This window comes from Pedobacter ginsengiterrae (genome assembly GCF_039537385.1).
In the GTDB taxonomy this organism is placed as follows: Bacteria; Bacteroidota; Bacteroidia; order Sphingobacteriales; family Sphingobacteriaceae; genus Pedobacter; species Pedobacter ginsengiterrae.
This window is the reverse complement of record NZ_BAABAK010000012.1, coordinates 1-20,551: the sequence shown is the minus strand read 5'-3', so window position 1 is coordinate 20,551 and position 20,551 is coordinate 1. Positions and strand designations below refer to the sequence as shown.

Genomic DNA, 20,551 nt, shown 5'->3' with positions numbered 1-20,551 from the left:
GTTCCCTTTCCAGAGCTTCTTCCAATTCTTGAATACGTTTAGCCATGCCCTGATGAGTATCAGGCGTCTCGGTTTTGGACTTTTTTAGAGGTTTGTTCATAACAGGTGTTCTGAATTCACCACCAAATTTACTAACCCATTGCCCAACTGATGCATGAACAGCTAATTTAAATTTATCAGCAGTTTTTTGCATGCTGTCATCAGAACTTAGGTAATGTTGAACAACCTCGCGTTTGAAATCGTCCGAATAATGCTTTACAATTTTCATCTTTTATTGAGTTTTATGTGCTCAAAATTGTAAACCTAATTCCGGACAAGACAGTATCCATATAACAACATAGATATATATCCACATAACAATGGTTTATGTGTAACAAAAACCACTTGCACAGCAGAATAATTCGGGGCAGTCCAAAAGGTTGTGGCGTTTTTATGGGTGCTGTGATTGGCGGTAGATAGGCGGTTCAGGCAGTCAGTCCCCTTTTCGGGGGCTGAGCAAGCGGAAGTTGGGCAGTGGCCCTACTTGCTTGCCCTGAGCTATCGCTACAGGGGTTTCAAGTATCCTCCGGGGATACTTGTCGGCTTTTCAAGCCGATAGAAAGATTAAACGGTATACTTCAAGGTATACCAAATATTTAATGTAAAAATATATCTATATGTGCATCAATGCATATATCAGAATGAAAGGAGCTAATTATGAAGATGGACATCATTACAATGGATGATCTGCAGCAGTTCAAGACAGAAATGCTGATTGAAATGAAAAATATTTTAAAAAATAATAGTGGTACCTCAAACAAATCATGGCTGAGGAGTGCTGAGGTAAGGAAAATGCTCAATATTTCGCCAGGTACATTACAAAACCTGCGTATCAATGGCAATTTGCCATTCCGTAAGGTTGGGGGAACCATGTTTTACAGCCGGGAAAAAATTGATAAGATGATGGAGGGGAAATGAAATGAAGAAAGATGAAAATTTGTACCACAAAGGATTGCGCAGATACTTTGCCCATGCGTCCGAGCAGCCACATTTTTTCCCAACACATTTAAGCATGTTGATTGCATTGGTTCAATGTTGTAATAATCAGGATTTAACACTACCATTTAATGTAAGCAGAAAAACGCTTATGCGGTTTTCAAGGATAAAATCTATTTCTACATACCACAAAATATCAGGGAGCTGAAGGAAAGTGGTTTTATTAAATATAAGCCCTCATGGCACCCAAAGCTGGGGAGTGAAGTGAAGCTTAATATAGAATTGGAGAAGAACTTTTAAGGAGATAGGTAATGGAAGATATCAATGTTAAGTCTGTGCGATATCCAAAAGCAACTGATGAAAAACTGGAAAGAATCTCGTTGAAACTGGGGAGACCGAAAAAATTGGTGGTTATACAGATGGTTAATTATTTTTATGGTACAAAAAAAGACCCGATCGATTTAAACGACGAGCTACTTAAGAAAGAGCTGGTAAACGGGGTAAGCAGGATAATATCATTTTTCAAAAAGCAGGAAAAGGATTTTCTGTTACCCATGTTTACCGATAGTAACGGACTCACTATCATAGCTAAAGAGCATACAGAATATTTCAGAATAATCTGGCAACATCTACAGAAAGAGGAAAAGAAAAGTGACGGAATCTCTAACCGTATGGGGCAACTGGAAAAAGAAATTTCCAGAACTCACCAGTATCACAATGAAAAAAGTAAACTCAAGTCCAGTTTTAGAGAGATACTCAATTATTATATCAATCAGAGGGAATCTTTGGGATGGCCGGTATCAGCTGCCAAAAAGGAGGAATTGCAAAGCCATGTTAGAAAATCCCTTGAAAATATTTAGCCTATGTACATCAACATCACAGCATCTGAGACGGGAAATAACAAAGGCAGTAGCGGAGCTTTGGTCAATTATTTGGAAAAGGAGAATGATCTAAAGAATGGGAAAAATTCCGTATCGGATTACGAAAACTGGTTCAATGGTGTTAGAAACGATATCAAGAGACAGGAAGTTCGAGTTAAGATCGATAATAACATTGCAAAGCTTGGCCGTGATGACAGTAAGTTTTTTCTAATTAACATCAGTCCAAGCCAAAAGGAACTGGAACATCTTTTTAAACAATATGGAGAGAGTGGTGCAAAAGAGAAACTCAAAGAATTTGCGGTGAATGTTATGGATGAATACGCTAAGAATTTTAAAAGACCCAGTATCCATACCAATACCGATCTTTTATGGTTTGGCAAGGTTGAAAACTATCGTTACTATAAGTACACAGACAAAGAAGTAAAAAATGGAATAAAGCAAAAGGGCAATCGAAAAGAAGGACGACAAATGCACGTTCAAGTGATTGTGAGTCGGAAAGATATGAGCAATAAAGTTAAGCTTAGTCCTCAAAATACCTCAAAGGGTAAGAATGAAAAACATTCTGCAAAACTAGGGCAATTTAACCGAACTGAATTTAAACAGTCTGGTGAGGAGATTTTTGATAATCTATTCAAATTTGAGAGAGGGCTGAAGGATAAGTTTATTTATGCAAATGTTATGAAGAACGGAACTCCTGAACAGAAAACCCAGATGCAAATGATCTCGGAACTCTCGACTGACATTTCAAGAGATATCAATATAGATAGTTTGACGAAAGGAATTGCAGATGGAGTTTTTGCCAATGTTACCGATATGATGACTATTGCAAAAGATGCTGGCAATGGGTTATTGGAAATCTTGATGGAACCTACTTATGAATCCTCACAGACAGATTCTGTCGAGGAAGCTGAGAAACGGAGGCGTAAAAAGTTGCAACAGTCACAAGGACTTAGTAAATAGGTTTGCCGAAACAATAGTGATTATGCACCATAAAAGAATGGCGAGAAAGATCACTCCTAACTCGCCATCAAGTGGCCCGCTCGGGACTCGAACCCGAACACCGAAGTACTAGTTTTCAAGACTAGCGCGTCTACCAATTTCACCAGCGGAGGCAATGTTAAATAATTCTCTCTACGGGCGAGTTTACATCACTAAATGTAATAAATATTCAATAGTAAATGATAGGGTAGACTGAAATTAGTTTATATATTTCCAATTTTAGCTTTCCACTTGATATTTTGGAACTTCATCTAACAAATTAAAGACGTGCGACTGGTCGGTATTAGAGTTTTCTTTGTCAATTGAAGAAACGTCCAAACCTACAAGTTCTAATATATGATCAGCAAGATCATCTTTGAAAGAATCTCCATTTGGATTATGGAGCTTTCTGTTGACTGCTGCAGTAAAAAGATCAACTATTTGAATAAAATAATTTCCGGCGGAGGAAGCTGTTTCAAATAGTCCGAGACGTAAGCCCTCTATTTTTTGGCTAGTTAGTCTTTCTTTAATATTCTCCAGTTTTAAACGATCACTACCTTTTTCTTCTTCATCTAAAGTGACCTGCAGTCTTCTTGGTAGTGGGGCGCGTCCTGTCTCGTTTTCATGTCTAACACCTTTATCTAATAGATGGTAGGTTAAGTCCACAATGGCTTGGCCTTGATCTGAAATTCCTTGTTTATTTACGGTTATTAATTTAAAGCCCACCTCTGGAAACAGAGTCAAAAACTTTTCGAAGAACATCTTGTAAGTGGCAGCAGTATGTTTGGTGGCTTTGTTAAAGTGAAATTCTGATGTAATTTCGCTATCCTTTTTCCACTTGTTTATCTCCATTGACTTCAAAACATCAGAGGCTCCCCCGTGCTTCAAAATCCAAAGTGAACCAATTGATAGGTAATCTTGAGTTTTCCCGGTTTCATCTATATAGACATGATAGAAACCATGGCCTTCCGGTCTATCATCTATTGCGGCTTGTTTGAAATCCCCTTCTCGTATATATCTGAACCTTTTAACTTCTGGATCCGCTTGGAATAACTTATATTGATTTTGGATACGGGCCCTCTCTCTAGCTATCGAAGATAGCCTGGTCAACTTAATCATTTCATCTCTTGTGATATTTTTTCCGTCAAACCTATCAGATTGATAAGTTTGCCAATACATCCAAGCTAAATCAATGTCTGAGTTTCTGGCTTCAATTGAATTGTTCAGAATAAATGCCACTCTATCTTTTAAGTAAACAATATTATTCGCCACCAATCTATTTAAAAGTTCGTTTTTCTCCTTTTCAATTTTTTCCGCGTCAGCTTCTTCTATCGCTATTTTATCAATAGCAGACCCAGTTTCCGGTGGTTCATCGATTGGCGGTTCAACATTGTCGTGAGCTCCCGTCTCCAGCTCTTCATCAAATTGTTCGGGCGTTAATTGTTCCATTTATATATTTGGTTTTCAATAAATATATAAAACTTTGAGGAATTTTGATAACTCACTGATAATTAGTTTAAAAAACTAAATTCTCATGTGACTTAACGTCAACATGGAAACCATTTCTCACATAACAATTGTGTTTGCAAGCTTCCAGCTCTAGAGCCCGGATCCGGAGGAAAATCTGTACCGAAAACTCCGTCAAACGCTTGATCTGAATTTTACATAAGGACCAACAAAACTTTAAGGCAAAACCTGCAATCGATTGACCTGGTAGCCCCAGCAAAGGCCATGGCCGTTTTCTTAATCAACATGTTAAAAGACATACATGTCGACATCATGGATATAATTTCAAGACAGACAATACGTGCAGAAGCAGTGTTGTTAATTAATAAGGCAGGGAATGAGTACAACTACATTTTTTTCAGGAGTTCACTTTTTTCTTTTTCGCTCGCCAACAAACGCTCATATAATTCAACTATTTTCTCGATGGGATTGAAATTATTCTGAATTGAATTATCATGAAAATTATTGATATTGTTAAAAATTGTCTCTTCTGTAAAGTGCTTAATGCCTTCAGCAGTTACGCCTAACGCTTTTGCCACTCTATCAAGAGTAGATTCTTCAATTTCCTCACTTTGTTCAAGTTTGCTAATGGCCTGCTGGCTTATGCCCAGTTCTGTAGCAAGCGCTTCCTGTTTCATTCCACGCAGTTCACGGATACGGCTTATTTTTCTACCAAGATGCATTCTGTTCGTTTTTTCTGAGGTTTCCATGGCCAAATATATTTAAAAAATTCCGACAGTTAAAAACAACCTTGTGCTTGTATTTAACAACAATTATTGGTTCGGTACGCGCCTTTTCCAATCGAAATTGGTCTTCATAATAACGATGAAGATATGAAAAAAAAATCATTAAAGCCAGTGGAGGACCGGCAAGAGCCGTTATCCAATTTTGTTAGAGAACTTGCAGAGCGGTTCACGCCATTGCATATTCTTAAGTTCGGTGAAATAAATTCGATAAAGAATTCTTGTACTTCCTTTTCACCACAACAGACGAGCAGCAATTTTCACTATTACTTATTGATGGTTATCGAGGGCACGACCAGAATTGAGCATGGTGTTCAGGACTATGTAAATACGCATTTTAATCATGGCAAGATCACGGTCATTGTTCATAGTAGGGAAAGCGTCGATACCTCAATCGCCGCTAACAACAGATTTTTTATAACTGTGTTCAATACTTGCATTCAGCTATACAGTCATGATGGCACGCTGAACCTGTTTCCTGAATATACCCTCGATAAAAAAATATCACTCGAAAAAGCCCGGAAGCATCTCTATCATCGGATTCCAATGGCGCAGGGATTTTTGGACGGTGCGGGTGAATGTTATAGCAATGAAAAATTCAATGTATGTGTGTTTATGCTTCACCAGGTTGTTGAGCAATCCTGCATTGCCATGATCAGGGTTTTTATGGCGTACAGGTCTGATATTCACCATTTGGGCAGGCTACTTGATATCTGTGCATGTTTCTCGGAGCAGCCGAGAGAGCTTTTGCTTGGAACGCCAGAAAACAGAAGGCTTTTTGAGAAGCTCATGAATAGTTACAGCCATGCCAGATATAAAGATAATTTCAATATCGAGATGGGCGATGCTGATAAACTCTATAGCCTCGTTCATAATTTTTTAATTCTCTCCAAAGATCTTTGTGATAAAAAGATCAATCTTTTAACTGCCGAATGTGAAGAGGCGGAAGCAGAGAAAGGAGGAATTTGCAATGGCTGATGAAATAATCCTTGCCGGAAAACCTAAATCCCAGTTCTATAAACTTCCGTTTGATAAGAACACCCGCATATTGAGATTAAACGTTTTGGAGTCACACACAGACCTTCGAGCTGGGAACCGACCATATTACATGGTTGAAAGAAAGGTGCTTTCATTTAAGAAAGGGATATTGATAATTAGGGTAAAGCTCGAAAATGAGCCCCCTGTAAAAGTTTACCTGAAGGTCGAGTATGATCATTTATTGGTAAGCTGCAATATTGATACGGATGAAAATTATCTAGGAAGATATGTCTACCGTACTTTGAGGGCGATGTTATGGAATGAATTTCATGACTTTAAGGAGTATTATTGGCCGGAATGCTTCAATGAAGCAACCGGAAAAACCAAATATCTTGAAGTAATCTGTGATAGGTATGGAGTAGACATCAGGCTAAAAAAAGAATTCAAGGGTTTTTCAGGCCAGATGATTATTTCCTGCACATATCCGAACGCAAGGTATTGGAGAGAGAGCTTGTGAATGATGGATTAGCTACTTTAAACCAGGAATACCTTATTGGTTATTGCCTTGCAAATACCGATCCTGTCAGGTTCCATTCCAACCACTATCCATTTCTGATACCGTATAGCTTTACCCTCAATGCGGATAATAAGACTGTAAAATCTTTTACTGGGTTTGTTTTCGAAGAAGACGACAGTTTTGAACAATCTGAACTGTCCGTAAATCAAACTGAGCTGAACAGCATCTGCTATGAAATGAAGAAGATTGCAAGGATTCAGTTCAGGGAATACGGAGACAGTGATGAACGTTCTGGCGAAATAGACGATCTCAATTCCAGCAATAAGAGGAAGATTTTCGAACTATTTAATAAAGCACTCCCAATGCTATCGAGGGAGCCGTTTACACATTACCTGTTTACCTATGGGATGAGAAATATTCAGAAGAGACCTATGAAAAAGGATATGCAGGTTGCCAGATTCTCAGGTGAAGTACCGAGTTTAAATTTTTTACTTAGTGATAAGGGTGATTATTACGAACTTAAGTTGAGGTTCAAGGTGAAAGAAAAGGTCTTGCATTTTTGCGAAGATAGGATTGCTATGTTTTTCATCTGTTCGTCTGCAAACCCCACTGTTTGGTATCTATTGGAATGCGAAACGGATTCTAGGGTAGTTCTTTTTTTTAGTCGTAAAAACTTTAAGATTCAAATTCCTAAGGGATATTATAAGGAGCATTTCGAACCATACGTAGATGAAATCAAAAAACAGTATGAGCTTGAAATCAGATAGAAACAGCGACATGGAAGAGATTAAAAAACTACTCGATTATCAACCTTCAGGACTTAGTGATGGCGAAGTTGGGAATGCTGATGCTGAGCTCGAGCAGTTTTTTGTAAATTTTCCATTGCACGAGGCAAGGGCGAATATGAAAGAGCTATACGAGGGTTGGGTACATTTTGAAGCCGAATCCCCGGAAGGGGAGCAAATAATGGATATGCTATTCTTTTTTAATCAAATGATCAGCTTTCTTAACTTTTCATATATCGTAATCAGGCAGAAACAAAAAAGTTAGAAAATAGCAGAAGATAAAATTGTATGGAGATCTGATTGACAGAAGATTTTTGTTATTAAGAATGATGTTAACTTTTATTTACAAAGTTTACATTTTTATTTACAATCCAAATTGTCCATTCTGATAAATATCATAGTATTTTCGCCAAATCAAAATTCTCTATCCTTATGATAAAATCATTTACATTATTAGTTTTCTTGAATCTTTTTACATTTTCACAAACTACCTTGCCCGAAAAGAACTTCAAGGGTCACAAAGAAGCCGTATACGGTACAGCACAATCATCAAATGGAAAATGGTTGCTTTCTGGCAGTGCTGATGACATAGCCATATTGTGGGATGAAAATGGTGAAATAGTTAAACAAATTACTGGTCATCTAAGAAGTGTAAATGATGTCGCATTTTCACCAGATAATATAAGATTTATTACTGCAGGAAGCGATGAAACTTTTGTCATATGGAATATTAATGGTAAGAAAATTAAAGTGGTAAAAGCCGATAAGATCTATGTAAAGACTGTGACCTATTCAAATAATGGAAAATACATATTAAGTGGAGGAGGAGATAATACAGCTAAATTATGGACTTCGGACGGGAGGCTTATTAGAACGTTTAAAGGGCATGATTGTACGATATATCAGGCAAGCTTCTCGCCTGATGACAAAAAAATTGTGATTGCCAGTTGCGATAATTCGGCTTCTATTTGGGATTTAACAGGGAAAAAATTAAAGACCTTAAATTACCATTCAAGCGGTGTTACTTCGGCAAGCTTTTCGCCTGATGGACAACGGATATTGACGGCTAGTTTTGATAAACAAGTTGCATTATGGAGTATAAAAGGTAAGTTGCTTAAATCTTTTAAAGCCCATGACGATGAAATTAATCAAGCTCAATTTTCCAAAAATGGCAAATATATTCTTACGGGAGGTGAAGATGGCACAGCAAAATTATGGCGATCAAATGGACAGCTCGTAAGAACTTTTGGTGAGATCAATACTGTTGAATATACCTGTGCAATTTTTTCAGAGGATCAGAAATTTGCGATAGTATCCTCCATAAATAATAGTATAAACTTTTATAGATTACCCGAGCTTAAATGATTTTCATTTTGTGTGATTGTTTAAATTAGATATAAATGAACAAAGACAAAACTTTCTTAAGAAAACTATTCCTGTTATTTTTTCAAGGTATTTAAAGATAGGCAACAAATGAATAATTCAGGTATTTGTTCCACTCAACTTTTTGTCGCACAAATTTCTGAACAATCCATTTCCGACAAGGCCATGCCCTGCGGGTTTGCTGGAAAAAAATCTTCCCTGCCAGCAGAGCTGGCGAGGTATTTTTTTCCGCAAAGCCTTGTCTTGAAAATGGATTGTGTTCAGGAGCGGTGTTTACCAAAAAGATTGGAGTAGTGCATTCGCTAACCTAGCGACCCATTCCTCTGCCTCGCTCATTTTTGTTGTCGTTCCTTGTTTCTTTCAGCTTATTGTTCAGCGCTTTGATTTCCTGAATACGGGTGTATTCCCGTACTGCTTTAACTATACTGCCCTGAACATCCTGCCACTTTAATTTTCCATCCATCAGTTTTACTGGAACGTTGAAGTCGATATCATTATGGTACATTAAAGACGACTTGGCGGTGTTAGGATCTACATTTGGATATTTTTGGCAGTAGAAACCAATGATTTCATCCAATGGCATTTCCTTTAAAAGGTAGTGTATATCGATAAAATCCTTGATTCGCTGTCCGCTATTAACGATTGCGTTTATCTTCATGGCCGATATGTCCTGATTGGACATCATCCTAATTCCCTCTATATTTTCAATCGGTCTGATGGATGGATATTTGTGCGAAATAAAATCAAAATCCACTTCGCCAATACTTCCACTGACATAATTTTCCTTGTGGCGTTTTACGTCTGCACCGTATTTATTTCGTAAGTGTTCGGCCAGTTCGTTTCCATCAAAATCCGAAGAGCTGAACAGGTCAATGTCTATGGATTCTCTGTGTCCAATCCTCAGCGATAGTGCTGTACCGCCTACGAGGTAAAAAGAATTGAGCTGATTGTCTTTCATCAGCGTCTGGATTAGATCCAGTGTCCCTGGTTTAACTGTTTCTTTGTGTAACATCTGAGTTTTTCTTTGCTCAACTGAAAATATTCGCAAACGGCTTCCATGGTCATGTCAGAAAGATAGGTAATGTCATTTTTAAGAGCGTTTACCACATTTTCCATCCCGTAAAACCTGATCATCTCCTCCCAATCCTTGGGGTTGCCTTTATCAAGCACCCGTTCCATTACGGTTCTATAACTTCTGTTCCAGTCAAGTTTGTCAAAATCAAAGTCCCAGAACAATACCTTGGGCAGGTCGGGTCTTCTAACTTTTTGTATCAGGGGCTGTCTTTCGATTTTGATTTCCTCATTTTCGAATGGAACCTTCTTTTTGGAAAGATAGTTGTTCAATGTATGATAGTTATAAGCGGGGTAGCTGTCGCAAAATCCCTTCAGACTTGAAAACACGTCGATGTCCGTACTGGCAAATCTCTTCCAATGCACAACGATTACTCTTTTATTCAATTCCTTTAACATCATACAAACTTAACCAAAACAGAAGTTAATGCCTAATATTTTTAAATATTTGTCAGTTAATGGTTATTTATCTAATTATATTTATTATTTAGAATCGCCATATCTGCACTTACCTTGATATCCAAGACCTTTGCATATATCTGTGTAGTCCTGATATTTGTATGCCCAAGCATCTTAGATACGCTTTCCATCGGCACCCCATTAAGAAGGGTAACGGTGGTAGCGAATGTGTGCCTTGCAATATGTGAGCTTAAGGGCTTATCAATTCCGCATACAGTAGCGATTTCCTTCAAATACTCGTTCATCTTCTGGTTGCTGGAAACTGGTAATGCCCGATCTTTAGTGACGCAATATGGATGATCGTTATATCTTTCTAAAACTGATATTGCAGGTAATAATAGGGGGATAGCAGACCGTGTTCCCGTCTTGGTTCTATTTACATAAACCCATTTTTTGCCATCCACTCCAGTTTTAATATTAGATAGGCGTAATTTTTCTATGTCAGAATAGGCAAGACCTGTAAAACAGCAGAAGATAAAGACATCACGTACCTGACCTAACCGCTCAGTTAAAAACTGCTTTTCAGAAATTTTTGTTAACTCATCCTCTGTGAGAAACGACCGCTCTACATTCTTGCTTCTTAGTTTGTATCCAAGCATTGGATCTCTGTCGATCCATTTCAAGCTCATTGAAATGCGCAAAATCTTTCCAAGGCTTTTCAGATATCTTACTGTCGTGTTGTTAGCGCAACCATTAACTGATCTCAGGAAAAAATCAAAGTCTCTTATAAATGCGTGGTCAATGTCTTTGATATTAATATCTGTTAGTTGGTATTTCTCATTCATGAAAGCGGTTAAGTGTCTTTCCAAGACCTGAAAGCGCTTCAAGGTACCAATGGCATATTCCTTTCCAACCAAAGCCTCCATTTTTTCGTTATGAATTTTGACGCCTTCCATCAAGGTGTGCTTCCTGACTTCCCGCCCGATAAATCTGCACTTAATGCCTTCGGATGTAATAACTTCGCCTGCATCAAAAAGATCCCTGTAAACCTGGTTGATAATTGACTGGAGATTGTCCAGATGAGCATTAAAGCTTCTGACATCTTCCTTTTTTCCATCCTGTCTGCCTGATTTGGTATTCCACTTTTCAGGATCGCACTCAAGTCCGCTGGTCATTTCTGCCCTTTTTCCGCCAACGGTTATTCTTAAATAAACTGGCACATGGCCGCCATGGTAGTTTTTCTGCTTTTTAAGATAAAAAAGCAGGCTAAAATTAGTTTTCATATAAACTGAATTAAGGTTAACAAAATTAGCCCTGCAGTCTGAAAACGTCAAGACGTTCGATGGTCGAACGACTTGTTAAACAAGTGGTTATAAATAATTCGGTGAGTTCTTTTACCGCCTGAATTACTCACCGAATTACACACTTTTAATATGAGAATCGGTGAGTAATTTAGGTTTTCCACTAAAACAAAAAAGCTTGCAATCATTTGATTTGCAAGCTTTTACGTAGTTTTGATACTATTGTCTGTGATCCCGCTGGGATTCGAACCCAGGACCACTACATTAAAAGTGTAATGCTCTACCAGCTGAGCTACGGAATCATTTCCCTTTGTTTAAGGAGGTGCAAATATAGGAATTTAATTTAATTCACAATATTTTTTTAATAAAAAATTAAAATAAACTTAATCTTTGCCCGTAATACCGATTTAAACATCTTTAGATAGTGATAAGCAGTAGTTATTAATTAATAATTATTCCCGCCCATAGGCTTCGATAATTTTTTTAAATATAGATGTGTTTGGATAAACTCCAATAAAACTTCCCGAACCTGGACCATACGCAAAAACTGGCACCATAATGTTTGTATGATCATCCGTACTAAAGTTGCCACGCACCATGCCTTTTTTATATGATGCATCTAAAAGCGATAGCCCGCCAGTTTCGTGATCAGCCGTAACAATTACCAAGGTCTCACCATTTGCATCGGCAAACCTCAACGCCTCACCTACAAGTCTATCAAAATCGTGTTGTTCGGTAACCGCAATTGGCAAATTATTTGCATGTCCGCCATGGTCTATCTGTGCACCTTCTGCCATAATGAAGAAGCCACTTTGGTTTTTCGATAAAATAGCAATGGTTTTAAGTAATGATGTTTTAAGCATTTCTCCTCTACCATCAATAACAGTTCTCGTTGCAGAGTCATCTAAAAGTACAACTTGTTTACCCGCTTCTGTTGAAGTAAAATCGGATAGATTCGTTTTAATTTGATAGCCTTTACGTTCTAACTTCTTTATCAGATCAATATTCTTTCCCTCCATGAAACTTTTACGGCGTGAACCAATAAGAATATCGATAGGGCTTTTGAGAAAATCCGCAGCAATTTCCTGCGACATCGTTCTTTCAATTTGGTGCGCATAAAAAGCGGCCGGAGTTGCATCTGTAATATCGCCGCTACTGATAATGCCACTTTTAACACCAAATTGAGACATACGATCTGGAATGGATGTTAATGACTGACCACTTGCATCAACACCAATATAACGATTATTCGTTTTTTGCCCAGTTGCCATTGCTGTTCCACCAGCTGCAGAATCTGTAAAGTCAGAATTTAAAGCCTCAGTTCTCGAAAAACCAATGTGCTTAATGTTTACGATGTTCGATTGCCCGAAATTTGCCGTTAAACCAGCCTGAATTTGTGCCAGCCCCATACCATCACCAATCAGAAGGATAACATTTTTTACCTTTTTTTGTAAACCATCATTTTTGTATGTAGGCTGATAAGGTTGATAACCCTTTGGATTGACAAATTCTAATTTGCTTCTGTTTTTATAAAAACTACTCAATGCTGCTGGATTATCGGTTCCAATCCAATCAACACCCATTTGTTCCAATTCTTTCCAACTATTCGGACTATCTTTAGTTGCCCAAAACCGAAATGGTTTACCTGCTTTATGAGCTTCGGCAATTAAAGCTTTCATTTTTTCTAAATCAGGAGGTGTTGGTGTGCCCTTTCCATTCCAAACAGAATATTTAGAAAGGTCATCGCTAATCATCCCTATATGTTTCAGCTGCTCTGATGTATAATTTTTACCTGGCCGACCATCAAAATAAACAAAGGCAGGATAGTCACTAAATTTATCTACAGGAGGGATGTTTCCGCTCACTAAAAGTTTTATGGCCGATGGATTTTTATCCTGATCAAAAACCAATTCGTAATCCTTAAGTTGCTTTAATAATGTGGCTAAAACATTTTGGTAATCATCTTTTATATCGATAACCAATTGAAGTTTTAGCTGTGGATTTGAATAAGCATGATTCCCGTTCTTCTTAAAAAAAGCGAACAAAGGCTCTAAATAAAGTTTTTTTAATGTTTTACCAGGTTCTATTTCTTTACTCTCATGCGCTACAAATAATTCTCCATCACGATAAAACACATCGGCTTCGATCGAACCCATACCTGCATAATAAGCCTCCAGCAAGGGAATTTGTTGCTTATAATCGTTATGACTATGGCCGTTATTGGCAGTCAGTTTCTGCTGTGCAGAAACCGACTGAATGCCAAAGGCTACAAATAACAACCAAATAAATTTAGTTTTTTTTACCATCCTGGATTTTGTTTTATTACACCCGAACTGTTATCAATCTCTCTTTGCGGAACCGCCCAAACATCATGCACTTGTGGATTGAAAGTTCTTGCTGGCCAGATTACAGCGCCATCATAATCATGCAATGGTTTGGCATACGTTGTTTCCGCGTCTCCCCACCTTACTAAATCGCGATGGCGATCGGCCCATTCACCAGCCAACTCATTACGGCGTTCACGTTTTAAATCGGTCAATGTCATCCCGGTTTTTGAAACTAACCCCGCTCTAACTCTAATTTTATTCAATTCTGTATCGCCACCACCTGCACCATTTAAATTAATGGCGGCTTCTGCTTTAATTAAAAGCACTTCTGCAAAACGCATCAAAGGCATATTCAAATCAGTAGTACCATTATCTCCGTTCGGATTTACGTGAGTTGGGATTGGATTTGCATAAGAAAACGGTTCCATATATTTTTTAAACTGATAATTTGATGTGGCACCTGCATCTTTAGTAAAACTGCGTTCGGTACCAAAGAACATAAACTTATCTCCAGGTTTTAAAATGGTAGCATCTCTACGTAAATCGCTAGTTTCGTAAGAATCAAAAAGTTCTTTAGTTGGCAAATAATAACCCCACCCATTATAAATACCCCAGGCTTTGTTAGTTAACATTACCCCTGGCAATTTACTACCCCAACCTGTACCGCCACCATTAGGCGTACAAACTACCGACCAAATATACTCTTTAGACCAATTATTAGAGGCTTTGAAAACATCTACAAAATTACTCAACAAATTATGCTGACCCGAATTGATTACCATATCGGCATATTTAGCTGCATTTGCATAGTCTTTCTTGTACAAATAAACTTTTGATAGATAAGCCCAAGCAGCGGTTTTGTGCGCTTTACCGTAATCGGTGGTTGCCATTGCAGTAAAGTTTGGAAGATTATCTGCCGCCTTTAAAAATAACGAGATAATATAATCGTAATTCTCTGCCACATTTTTAGCTCTTGGAACAGCAACTGAAGCATCAGACTCTGGCATTACAATCGGTATCCCTGCTTTATCATTACCATAATTTGCAGCAAGCTGAAAATAGACCAAACCCGCATTAAAGTACGCATCGCCAATAATTTGTTTTTTCAGATTATCATCCATCGCAATACCAGGAACATTGGAAATAATATCGTTCGCTCTCTTAATTATGGCGTAACGCATGCTCCACTGCGATTCGGTGTAGCCTCCGCCAATATAAGTACGGTTAAAATTTTTAATGTTATCGGCTTCAGGTTTGTTACGGCCAGTCACCATATCATCGCTGGCATTGATGAACCAGAACATGCCTCGGCCGTAAAAATCTTCTTCATTGTATTTTTCATACATACCACCTTCAGCTTTAATAGCATCTTCTTTTGTTTTCCAAAAGTTTTGTGCAGATGGTGAGCCTTCTGGTACGATATCTAATTGTTTTGTGCATGAAGCAAAAACTGTTCCTGCTAATATTACAAGGTATTTTATATTCGTTTTCATTTTGTTATAGATTAAAGATTAACACTTAGACCAAATATGAAGCTTCTTGCCTGTGGGTAACGACCAACATCAAGACCGTTATTATCCATGCCGATTTCTGGATCGAAGCCTGAGTAATTAGTAATGGTAAATAAGTTGTTTGTAGTTGCATAAACTCTAATAGCGCCAGTTTTAAGTTTTCCTGTAAGAGATTTTGGTAAGCTATAACCTAAGGTTACGTTACGAATACGCAGGTAAGAACCATCTTCAATGTAGAAATCGGATGCATTAAAGTTTCCATTATTATCGCTTGTTGAAATAATCGGCACTTTTCCGTTAGGATTTTCTGGCGACCAGGCATCTAAAATACCAACCAACTTGTTGTAAGATGGGCCACTTGCACTATAAGTAGTTCTTTTAACAGCATTGAAAAGTTTATTACCTTGAACACCTTGCGCAAAAACATTAAAATCGAAGTTTTTGTAGCTTGCGTTAAAACTTAAACCATAAGAAAAATCAGGATAAGCACTGCCTGCAAAATAGCGGTCTTTGCCATCAATCGAACCACTTCCGTCTAAGTCAATGAATTTAAAATCACCAGCTTTTGCATTTGGTTGAATTTTTTGCCCGTTTGCATTTTTATAATTATCTGCTTCAGCCTGACTTTGGAAAATACCATCTGTTTTTAAAACATAATAGCTGTATAAAGGCTGCCCAATTGTGATTGCTAATGGCGCTAATTCGTTTCTGAAATTCGTTCCAACGGCGATATTTGTTAAACCTGGCGCCAATTCCTGAACCTTATTGTTTAACTTGGTAAGTGTTGCGTTTACAGAGTAAGTAAAAGCCGTATTTTTTGCACTGTTATAAGTTAACCCCAACTCTATACCTTTATCCTTCACAATACCCGCATTAATGGTTTGGGTATTTAATCCCGCCGTACCAGGCAACGATCGGGTTAAAATCATCTTATCCGTTTCCTTGATAAAATAATCGGCAACTAAACTCAATCGATCAAGCACAGTAAAATCCAAACCAATATTGGTTTGCTTGCTTTCTGCCCAGGTAAGATTTTTATTTGCCAATATAGTTTGTACGTAACCATTTTGTAAGGTTGGGGTTTGCCCAAAGTAACTTTGTGTTGCACCAAGTAATGGGTTTACAGCCGAAGTGGATAGACTACCCAGATTACCAAGTATGCCGTAACTTCCTCTTAACTTTAATTCATTTAACCAGTTTGCTGATTTTAAAAATTCTTCTTTATTAATCGCCCAGCCTGCAGAAATTGAACCATAATTTCTAAATCTGTTTTCCTTTGATAACATTGAAGAACCATCTCGTCTGCCAATTAAGGATAAAAGATATTTTTCCTTGTAATTATAGTTGGCTCTTAAGAAAACAGAAGAAATTGACTTTGCATCGTAATAACTTGATGATGGCTGTATGATCGTGGCATTAGTTAAATACCTGTATTGATGAGATTCATCATCAAAACCCGATCCTGATGCGTAAAGACCATTACTCGTTGTTTTTTGATAGGTATAACCACCCGTAAAATCGAGTTGGTGAACACCAAAATTGGTATGATAGTTAATTACTTGCTCGGCCAAAATATCGTTCGAAGCATCCGACCGTTGAACCAAACTATTACTTAATACTGGCTTACCGACTTCTGGTCTTTTCGGTGTGAAACTTTTGAACTGTGAGTTTGACTTGGTAATGCTTAAATTAGATTTAAAGGTTAAACCTTTAGCTAATTGAAGGGTAGCATAAGGATTAACAACTAAAACATTTACGGGATTATTAATATCAATACGTTGTAATTCGGCAACAGGGTTAACAATATCTCCGTAGTCGCCAGCATACTGACCTCCAGGCAAACCCGCAAAACTCCCATTAGCGTTATAAGGCGTACCATTAGTTGGATAATAAATTGCTGATAAAAGTGCTCCAGTGTAATCACTACTTGTATTTGCACCATTTCCGTTTGTGCTGCTATACGATAAATTTTCGCCAACCTTTAACCATGGAGTAAGCTCGTGCTCAGAATTAATTCTGAAATTATACCGCTTGGTTTTAGTATTCAGAACAATGCCTTCTGCATCACGGTAGTTAAAACTTAAATAAAAGTTCGATTTCTCACTTCCTCCATTTAAGGCAGCGTTGTAATCCTGTAACATTCCATCTCTAAAAACTTCGTCCATCCAATTGGTTCGGGTAACCTGCCCATCAGGATATTTAGTTAGATCAAAAGCAGGTAAAATCGTTGTTCCGCCATTTTTCGCGGCAGTTGCCGCAACCTGAGCACGCTGTACTGCGTTAAGTGCCTCCAACTTTTTCCAGACAGATTGCTGACCTATCTTACCATCGAAAGCAATTTGCATTTTTCCTTTTTTTCCTTTTTTGGTTGTAATTAAAATTACACCACCCGAGGCACGAGCCCCATAAATTGCTGCCGCAGCATCTTTTAATACCGAGATAGATTCAATATCGTTAGGATTTAGCTGTGGTGTACCTAAGAAAATAGAACCATCGATCACATAAAGAACGCTTTCGCCATTTATACCGCCTGCACCTCTAATGTTGATTCGTGGGGTAGAGGTAGGGTCGCCGCCTTCATTGGTAACAATTACACCAGGAGATTTTCCTGCCAAAACTTCGCCCACACTGTTCACCGATCTTGATGATAATTTATCAAGTGAAACTAAACTTACTGCTCCCGTTAAAGTTTCCTTTTTCTGCGTTCCATAACCAACCACAATTACATCAGCCAACAAGGCTCTTTCCTCGCTTAGTACAATATTGATTATCTGGTTATCATTAACTGCAATTTCTTTTGTACGATAACCAATCATCGAAAAGGAGAGCACCGTTTGTCCGCCAACTTCAATTCTGAATGCACCATTAGCATCAGTAATCGTTCCTGTTTGCGTACCAATTACCTTAACAGATACACCAGGCAACGCCAAACCTGTAGAATCTTTAACCGTACCGGTTACAATCCTGTCGGGCTTGTTAAAAGTTGCATTATTTAATATTACATAATCGTCCTTTTCTACAACACTGAGCCCCAATTTATCTAATAAAGAGCGAACGGGCTCCATCTTAAATTCTCCACTTACATAAGTGTTTTTTTCTTGAAGAAGATCAGGATTATAAACGAAATTGAGCCCTGAAATGCCTTCGATTTCGCGAACAATATCACTAAGTTTGGTTCCCTTACTTATTTTAATGCTAACCTTGCTTTTCGCCAATCGTTGGGCCATGCCAGACGATGCGAGAAGGGAACTGCAGAATATGCAGATAATTGAAAATGTTAAACACGAATATTTCATGATTCGATAAGGAGATAGAGTCCTCTTGGACGAGGTTGTTTTCATTTGTTTGATTGCTTGTAATAATTAGTAAATTGTTGTGATTTGTCCTTTAAAAATTCACGCGGACAGGTTCTTTAAATGACTTAGCCGCTCATTATTTATATATTTTAAATGTTTTACGATTTTTATCTGAACTGAATTTTAAGTGGTGCAGACTGCAAATAATGTCAAGAATTTCATTAGGCTGCTGAACACTATTAAAGGTTGCTGTACTCTTCAAGTTAGAGAGCGATTTATCTGAAAGCGAAATTTTAATACTGTACACATATTCGATCCGCTTAATTACCTGACCAAGGGTAGAGCCATTAAATTCTATTTTAACTGGAGTGATGAGCTTGTTTATATGAATTGAAGATTGCCCTGTAGTTTTACTGTATTGAAGAACTTCGTCCTTGACTAGCTTACTAATGAGTTTACCATTGTTGCTTACCGCAACTCTACCTGTAGCAACAGCAACTTCTATCTCATTTTTTGCGATATCGGCACGGATTCTAAATGAAGTTCCTAAAACCTTAACATTTAAATTTGAAGGAAGCTCGACGTGGAAAGGCCTTTGCTCGTCATGGGCTATAGAGAAAAAGGCTTCGCCAGCCAAAAGCTTAATTTTACGCGAGTTTTTACCGAATTTGCCTGGGTAAGTTAGTTTAGCTAAAGGTTCTAGTGTAACCTCCGAGCCATCATTAAGGGTTATATTTTTCCGCTCGCCTGCTTTTGTAAATACAATAGTTTGAGTTGAAGCCGTTTTGTACTGATCTTTTTGCTTCCACAATCCAAAAAATATAAAGCCCAGTATAGTAACCGCAGCTGCTATCTTGAACCAATAAGTAGCTGAAAAAGATCTTCTATTCTCCTTTTTAGCTATAGCCGTTCTAATGTTTACCAATATCTCAGATCGGATTAAGAGTTTTCGTTCATCGGAAACTTCCTGGTTAGGAACATCCAATTGAGTATACCAATCCTCGACTTGTTTAACTTCGGCAGTACTTGCCCTTCCATCCAAATATTTTTGCAGCACCTGTTTTGCTTCTTCTTCCGTCATTTGAATACATGTCGTTTCAAAATTAAAATAGTACTAACGAAAGATGTTACGTATTTGTTAAGTTTCTATTAACGGATAAAAAAGGTTATAAACAACACATAGGAGAGGTTTTCACGGAGTAATTTCATTGCCGCAGTAATTTGGTTTTTAACCGTTTGTGCAGAAATATTTAGTTCAGCGGCAATTTCTTTTATCGATTTATCTTGTTTTCGGCTCATCGAAATTATTAGCCGCATACGTTCTGGTAAACTTTGCAACGCATTTTCAACCTCTTTGGAAGTATCTCGTAGAATTAAAATTTCGTCGGCTGTGCTTACATGCTGCTGATTCATTAAAACTGCAAATTCTGCCTGATGACCTTCTTTAATAGCATTGGATCTGAAATAGTTAATCACCTTGTATTTTACAGCGCCATGCAAATATCCAGAGAGATTTCCGGTTAATTCTAAACTTTTCCGATTCTCCCACAGCGAAATGAATATTTCCTGGGTAATGTCTTGAGCAACATCCTCATTACAAACTTTTCTAAACGCAGCATCAAATACCTTTTCCCAATAGATGCCGAATATTTGCTCCATTGCAAGGCTATCATCACGTTTTAAAGATGCAATTAGTAATTCGCTCAATGCTGTTTTTTTTGATTAAGCAAAACTACTTCACCCATGTTCCTTTAATATTAATAAATCTTAAAGGCTAAAGTTTTTAGAGATGACTGCTTTTCAGGTTCGCAGCAATAAAGTCTAATAGAGTACGGATCAAGCAAAAAAGTTGGGGAGCAATTCTATGCATAAATTTTAGATAATCTGAACAGAAAGAATT

The 20,551-nt window shown here is 37.8% G+C and carries 20 protein-coding genes and 2 tRNA genes; 9 read left to right on the top strand and 13 right to left on the bottom strand.

The features are described from left to right. On the bottom strand, positions 1 to 268 hold a 268-nt coding region (locus ABD692_RS12950), incomplete at its 3' end, for a transposase (protein WP_344767598.1). A gap of 428 nt (positions 269 to 696) precedes the next feature. Between ABD692_RS12950 and ABD692_RS12945 the strand changes: the two genes are divergently transcribed. From ABD692_RS12945 to ABD692_RS12935, 3 genes are all read left to right on the top strand, one after another. Next, complete coding sequence (locus ABD692_RS12945; RefSeq protein ID WP_344767596.1) at positions 697 to 957, top strand: helix-turn-helix domain-containing protein; 261 nt, start codon at positions 697 to 699, stop codon at positions 955 to 957. Positions 958 to 1,286: 329 nt separating this feature from the next. Next, complete coding sequence (locus ABD692_RS12940; protein WP_344767594.1) at positions 1,287 to 1,835, top strand: BfmA/BtgA family mobilization protein; 549 nt, start codon at positions 1,287 to 1,289, stop codon at positions 1,833 to 1,835. Positions 1,836 to 1,838: 3 nt separating this feature from the next. Beyond that, positions 1,839 to 2,816: a DUF5712 family protein gene (locus ABD692_RS12935; protein WP_344767592.1), complete on the top strand. Its 978-nt coding sequence runs from the start codon at positions 1,839 to 1,841 to the stop codon at positions 2,814 to 2,816. A gap of 72 nt (positions 2,817 to 2,888) precedes the next feature. Here the strand turns inward: ABD692_RS12935 and ABD692_RS12930 are convergent. From ABD692_RS12930 to ABD692_RS12920, 3 genes are all read right to left on the bottom strand, one after another. After that, positions 2,889 to 2,965: transfer RNA gene (locus tag ABD692_RS12930), tRNA-Ser, on the bottom strand. 109 nt (positions 2,966 to 3,074) lie between these two features. Next, entirely contained in the window at positions 3,075 to 4,283 is a 1,209-nt protein-coding gene (locus ABD692_RS12925; protein ID WP_344767590.1) for a DUF3800 domain-containing protein, read from the bottom strand. A gap of 404 nt (positions 4,284 to 4,687) precedes the next feature. Continuing rightward, positions 4,688 to 5,050, bottom strand: coding sequence for a helix-turn-helix domain-containing protein (locus tag ABD692_RS12920; RefSeq protein WP_344767588.1), 363 nt, complete (start codon positions 5,048 to 5,050; stop codon positions 4,688 to 4,690). Positions 5,051 to 5,173: 123 nt separating this feature from the next. On the opposite strand from ABD692_RS12920, the gene ABD692_RS12915 reads away from it, so the two are divergent. From ABD692_RS12915 to ABD692_RS12890, 6 genes are all read left to right on the top strand, one after another. Continuing rightward, the gene (locus ABD692_RS12915; protein ID WP_344767586.1) at positions 5,174 to 6,061 is read left to right on the top strand and encodes a HEPN domain-containing protein; all 888 of its coding nucleotides are present in this window, start codon (positions 5,174 to 5,176) and stop codon (positions 6,059 to 6,061) included. Then, positions 6,018 to 6,578: a hypothetical protein gene (locus tag ABD692_RS12910; RefSeq protein WP_344767584.1), complete on the top strand. Its 561-nt coding sequence runs from the start codon at positions 6,018 to 6,020 to the stop codon at positions 6,576 to 6,578. Before ABD692_RS12915 ends, ABD692_RS12910 begins: the two co-directional genes overlap by 44 nt. Beyond that, entirely contained in the window at positions 6,560 to 7,345 is a 786-nt protein-coding gene (locus ABD692_RS12905; protein ID WP_344767582.1) for a hypothetical protein, read from the top strand. The genes ABD692_RS12910 and ABD692_RS12905 overlap by 19 nt, the downstream gene beginning before the upstream one ends. Further along, positions 7,326 to 7,628, top strand: coding sequence for a hypothetical protein (locus ABD692_RS12900; protein WP_344767580.1), 303 nt, complete (start codon positions 7,326 to 7,328; stop codon positions 7,626 to 7,628). The genes ABD692_RS12905 and ABD692_RS12900 overlap by 20 nt, the downstream gene beginning before the upstream one ends. 167 nt (positions 7,629 to 7,795) lie before the next feature. Continuing rightward, positions 7,796 to 8,728 carry a WD40 repeat domain-containing protein gene (locus ABD692_RS12895; protein WP_344767578.1) on the top strand — a complete coding sequence of 311 codons (933 nt, stop codon included), beginning with the start codon at positions 7,796 to 7,798 and terminating at the stop codon, positions 8,726 to 8,728. Between the two features lie 108 nt (positions 8,729 to 8,836). Then, positions 8,837 to 9,040, top strand: a complete 204-nt coding sequence (locus tag ABD692_RS12890) for a hypothetical protein (RefSeq protein ID WP_344767576.1) — start codon at positions 8,837 to 8,839, stop codon at positions 9,038 to 9,040. Positions 9,041 to 9,053: 13 nt separating this feature from the next. On the opposite strand, the gene ABD692_RS12885 is transcribed toward ABD692_RS12890, so the two are convergent. The 9 genes from ABD692_RS12885 to ABD692_RS12845 all read right to left on the bottom strand — a co-directional run bounded on the left by ABD692_RS12885 (position 9,054) and on the right by ABD692_RS12845 (position 20,358). Next, a complete protein-coding gene (locus ABD692_RS12885; RefSeq protein WP_344767574.1) occupies positions 9,054 to 9,794 on the bottom strand; it encodes a nucleotidyl transferase AbiEii/AbiGii toxin family protein in 741 nt (246 codons plus the stop codon). Continuing rightward, positions 9,716 to 10,219, bottom strand: a complete 504-nt coding sequence (locus ABD692_RS12880) for a DUF6922 domain-containing protein (RefSeq protein ID WP_344767572.1) — start codon at positions 10,217 to 10,219, stop codon at positions 9,716 to 9,718. The genes ABD692_RS12885 and ABD692_RS12880 overlap by 79 nt, the downstream gene beginning before the upstream one ends. A 68-nt stretch (positions 10,220 to 10,287) precedes the next feature. After that, the gene (locus ABD692_RS12875; protein WP_344767570.1) at positions 10,288 to 11,499 is read right to left on the bottom strand and encodes a site-specific integrase; all 1,212 of its coding nucleotides are present in this window, start codon (positions 11,497 to 11,499) and stop codon (positions 10,288 to 10,290) included. A 247-nt stretch (positions 11,500 to 11,746) separates the two neighbouring features. Continuing rightward, positions 11,747 to 11,819: transfer RNA gene (locus ABD692_RS12870), tRNA-Lys, on the bottom strand. A 150-nt stretch (positions 11,820 to 11,969) separates the two neighbouring features. Further along, positions 11,970 to 13,823: an alkaline phosphatase gene (locus tag ABD692_RS12865; RefSeq protein WP_344767568.1), complete on the bottom strand. Its 1,854-nt coding sequence runs from the start codon at positions 13,821 to 13,823 to the stop codon at positions 11,970 to 11,972. After that, the gene (locus tag ABD692_RS12860) at positions 13,817 to 15,337 is read right to left on the bottom strand and encodes a RagB/SusD family nutrient uptake outer membrane protein (RefSeq protein ID WP_344767566.1); all 1,521 of its coding nucleotides are present in this window, start codon (positions 15,335 to 15,337) and stop codon (positions 13,817 to 13,819) included. Before ABD692_RS12860 ends, ABD692_RS12865 begins: the two co-directional genes overlap by 7 nt. An 11-nt stretch (positions 15,338 to 15,348) precedes the next feature. Then, positions 15,349 to 18,570, bottom strand: coding sequence for a SusC/RagA family TonB-linked outer membrane protein (locus ABD692_RS12855; RefSeq protein WP_344767564.1), 3,222 nt, complete (start codon positions 18,568 to 18,570; stop codon positions 15,349 to 15,351). A gap of 217 nt (positions 18,571 to 18,787) precedes the next feature. Beyond that, entirely contained in the window at positions 18,788 to 19,732 is a 945-nt protein-coding gene (locus ABD692_RS12850) for a FecR family protein (RefSeq protein ID WP_344767562.1), read from the bottom strand. A gap of 68 nt (positions 19,733 to 19,800) precedes the next feature. Next, positions 19,801 to 20,358: an RNA polymerase sigma factor gene (locus tag ABD692_RS12845; protein WP_344767560.1), complete on the bottom strand. Its 558-nt coding sequence runs from the start codon at positions 20,356 to 20,358 to the stop codon at positions 19,801 to 19,803. Between the last annotated feature and the right edge of the window lie 193 nt (positions 20,359 to 20,551).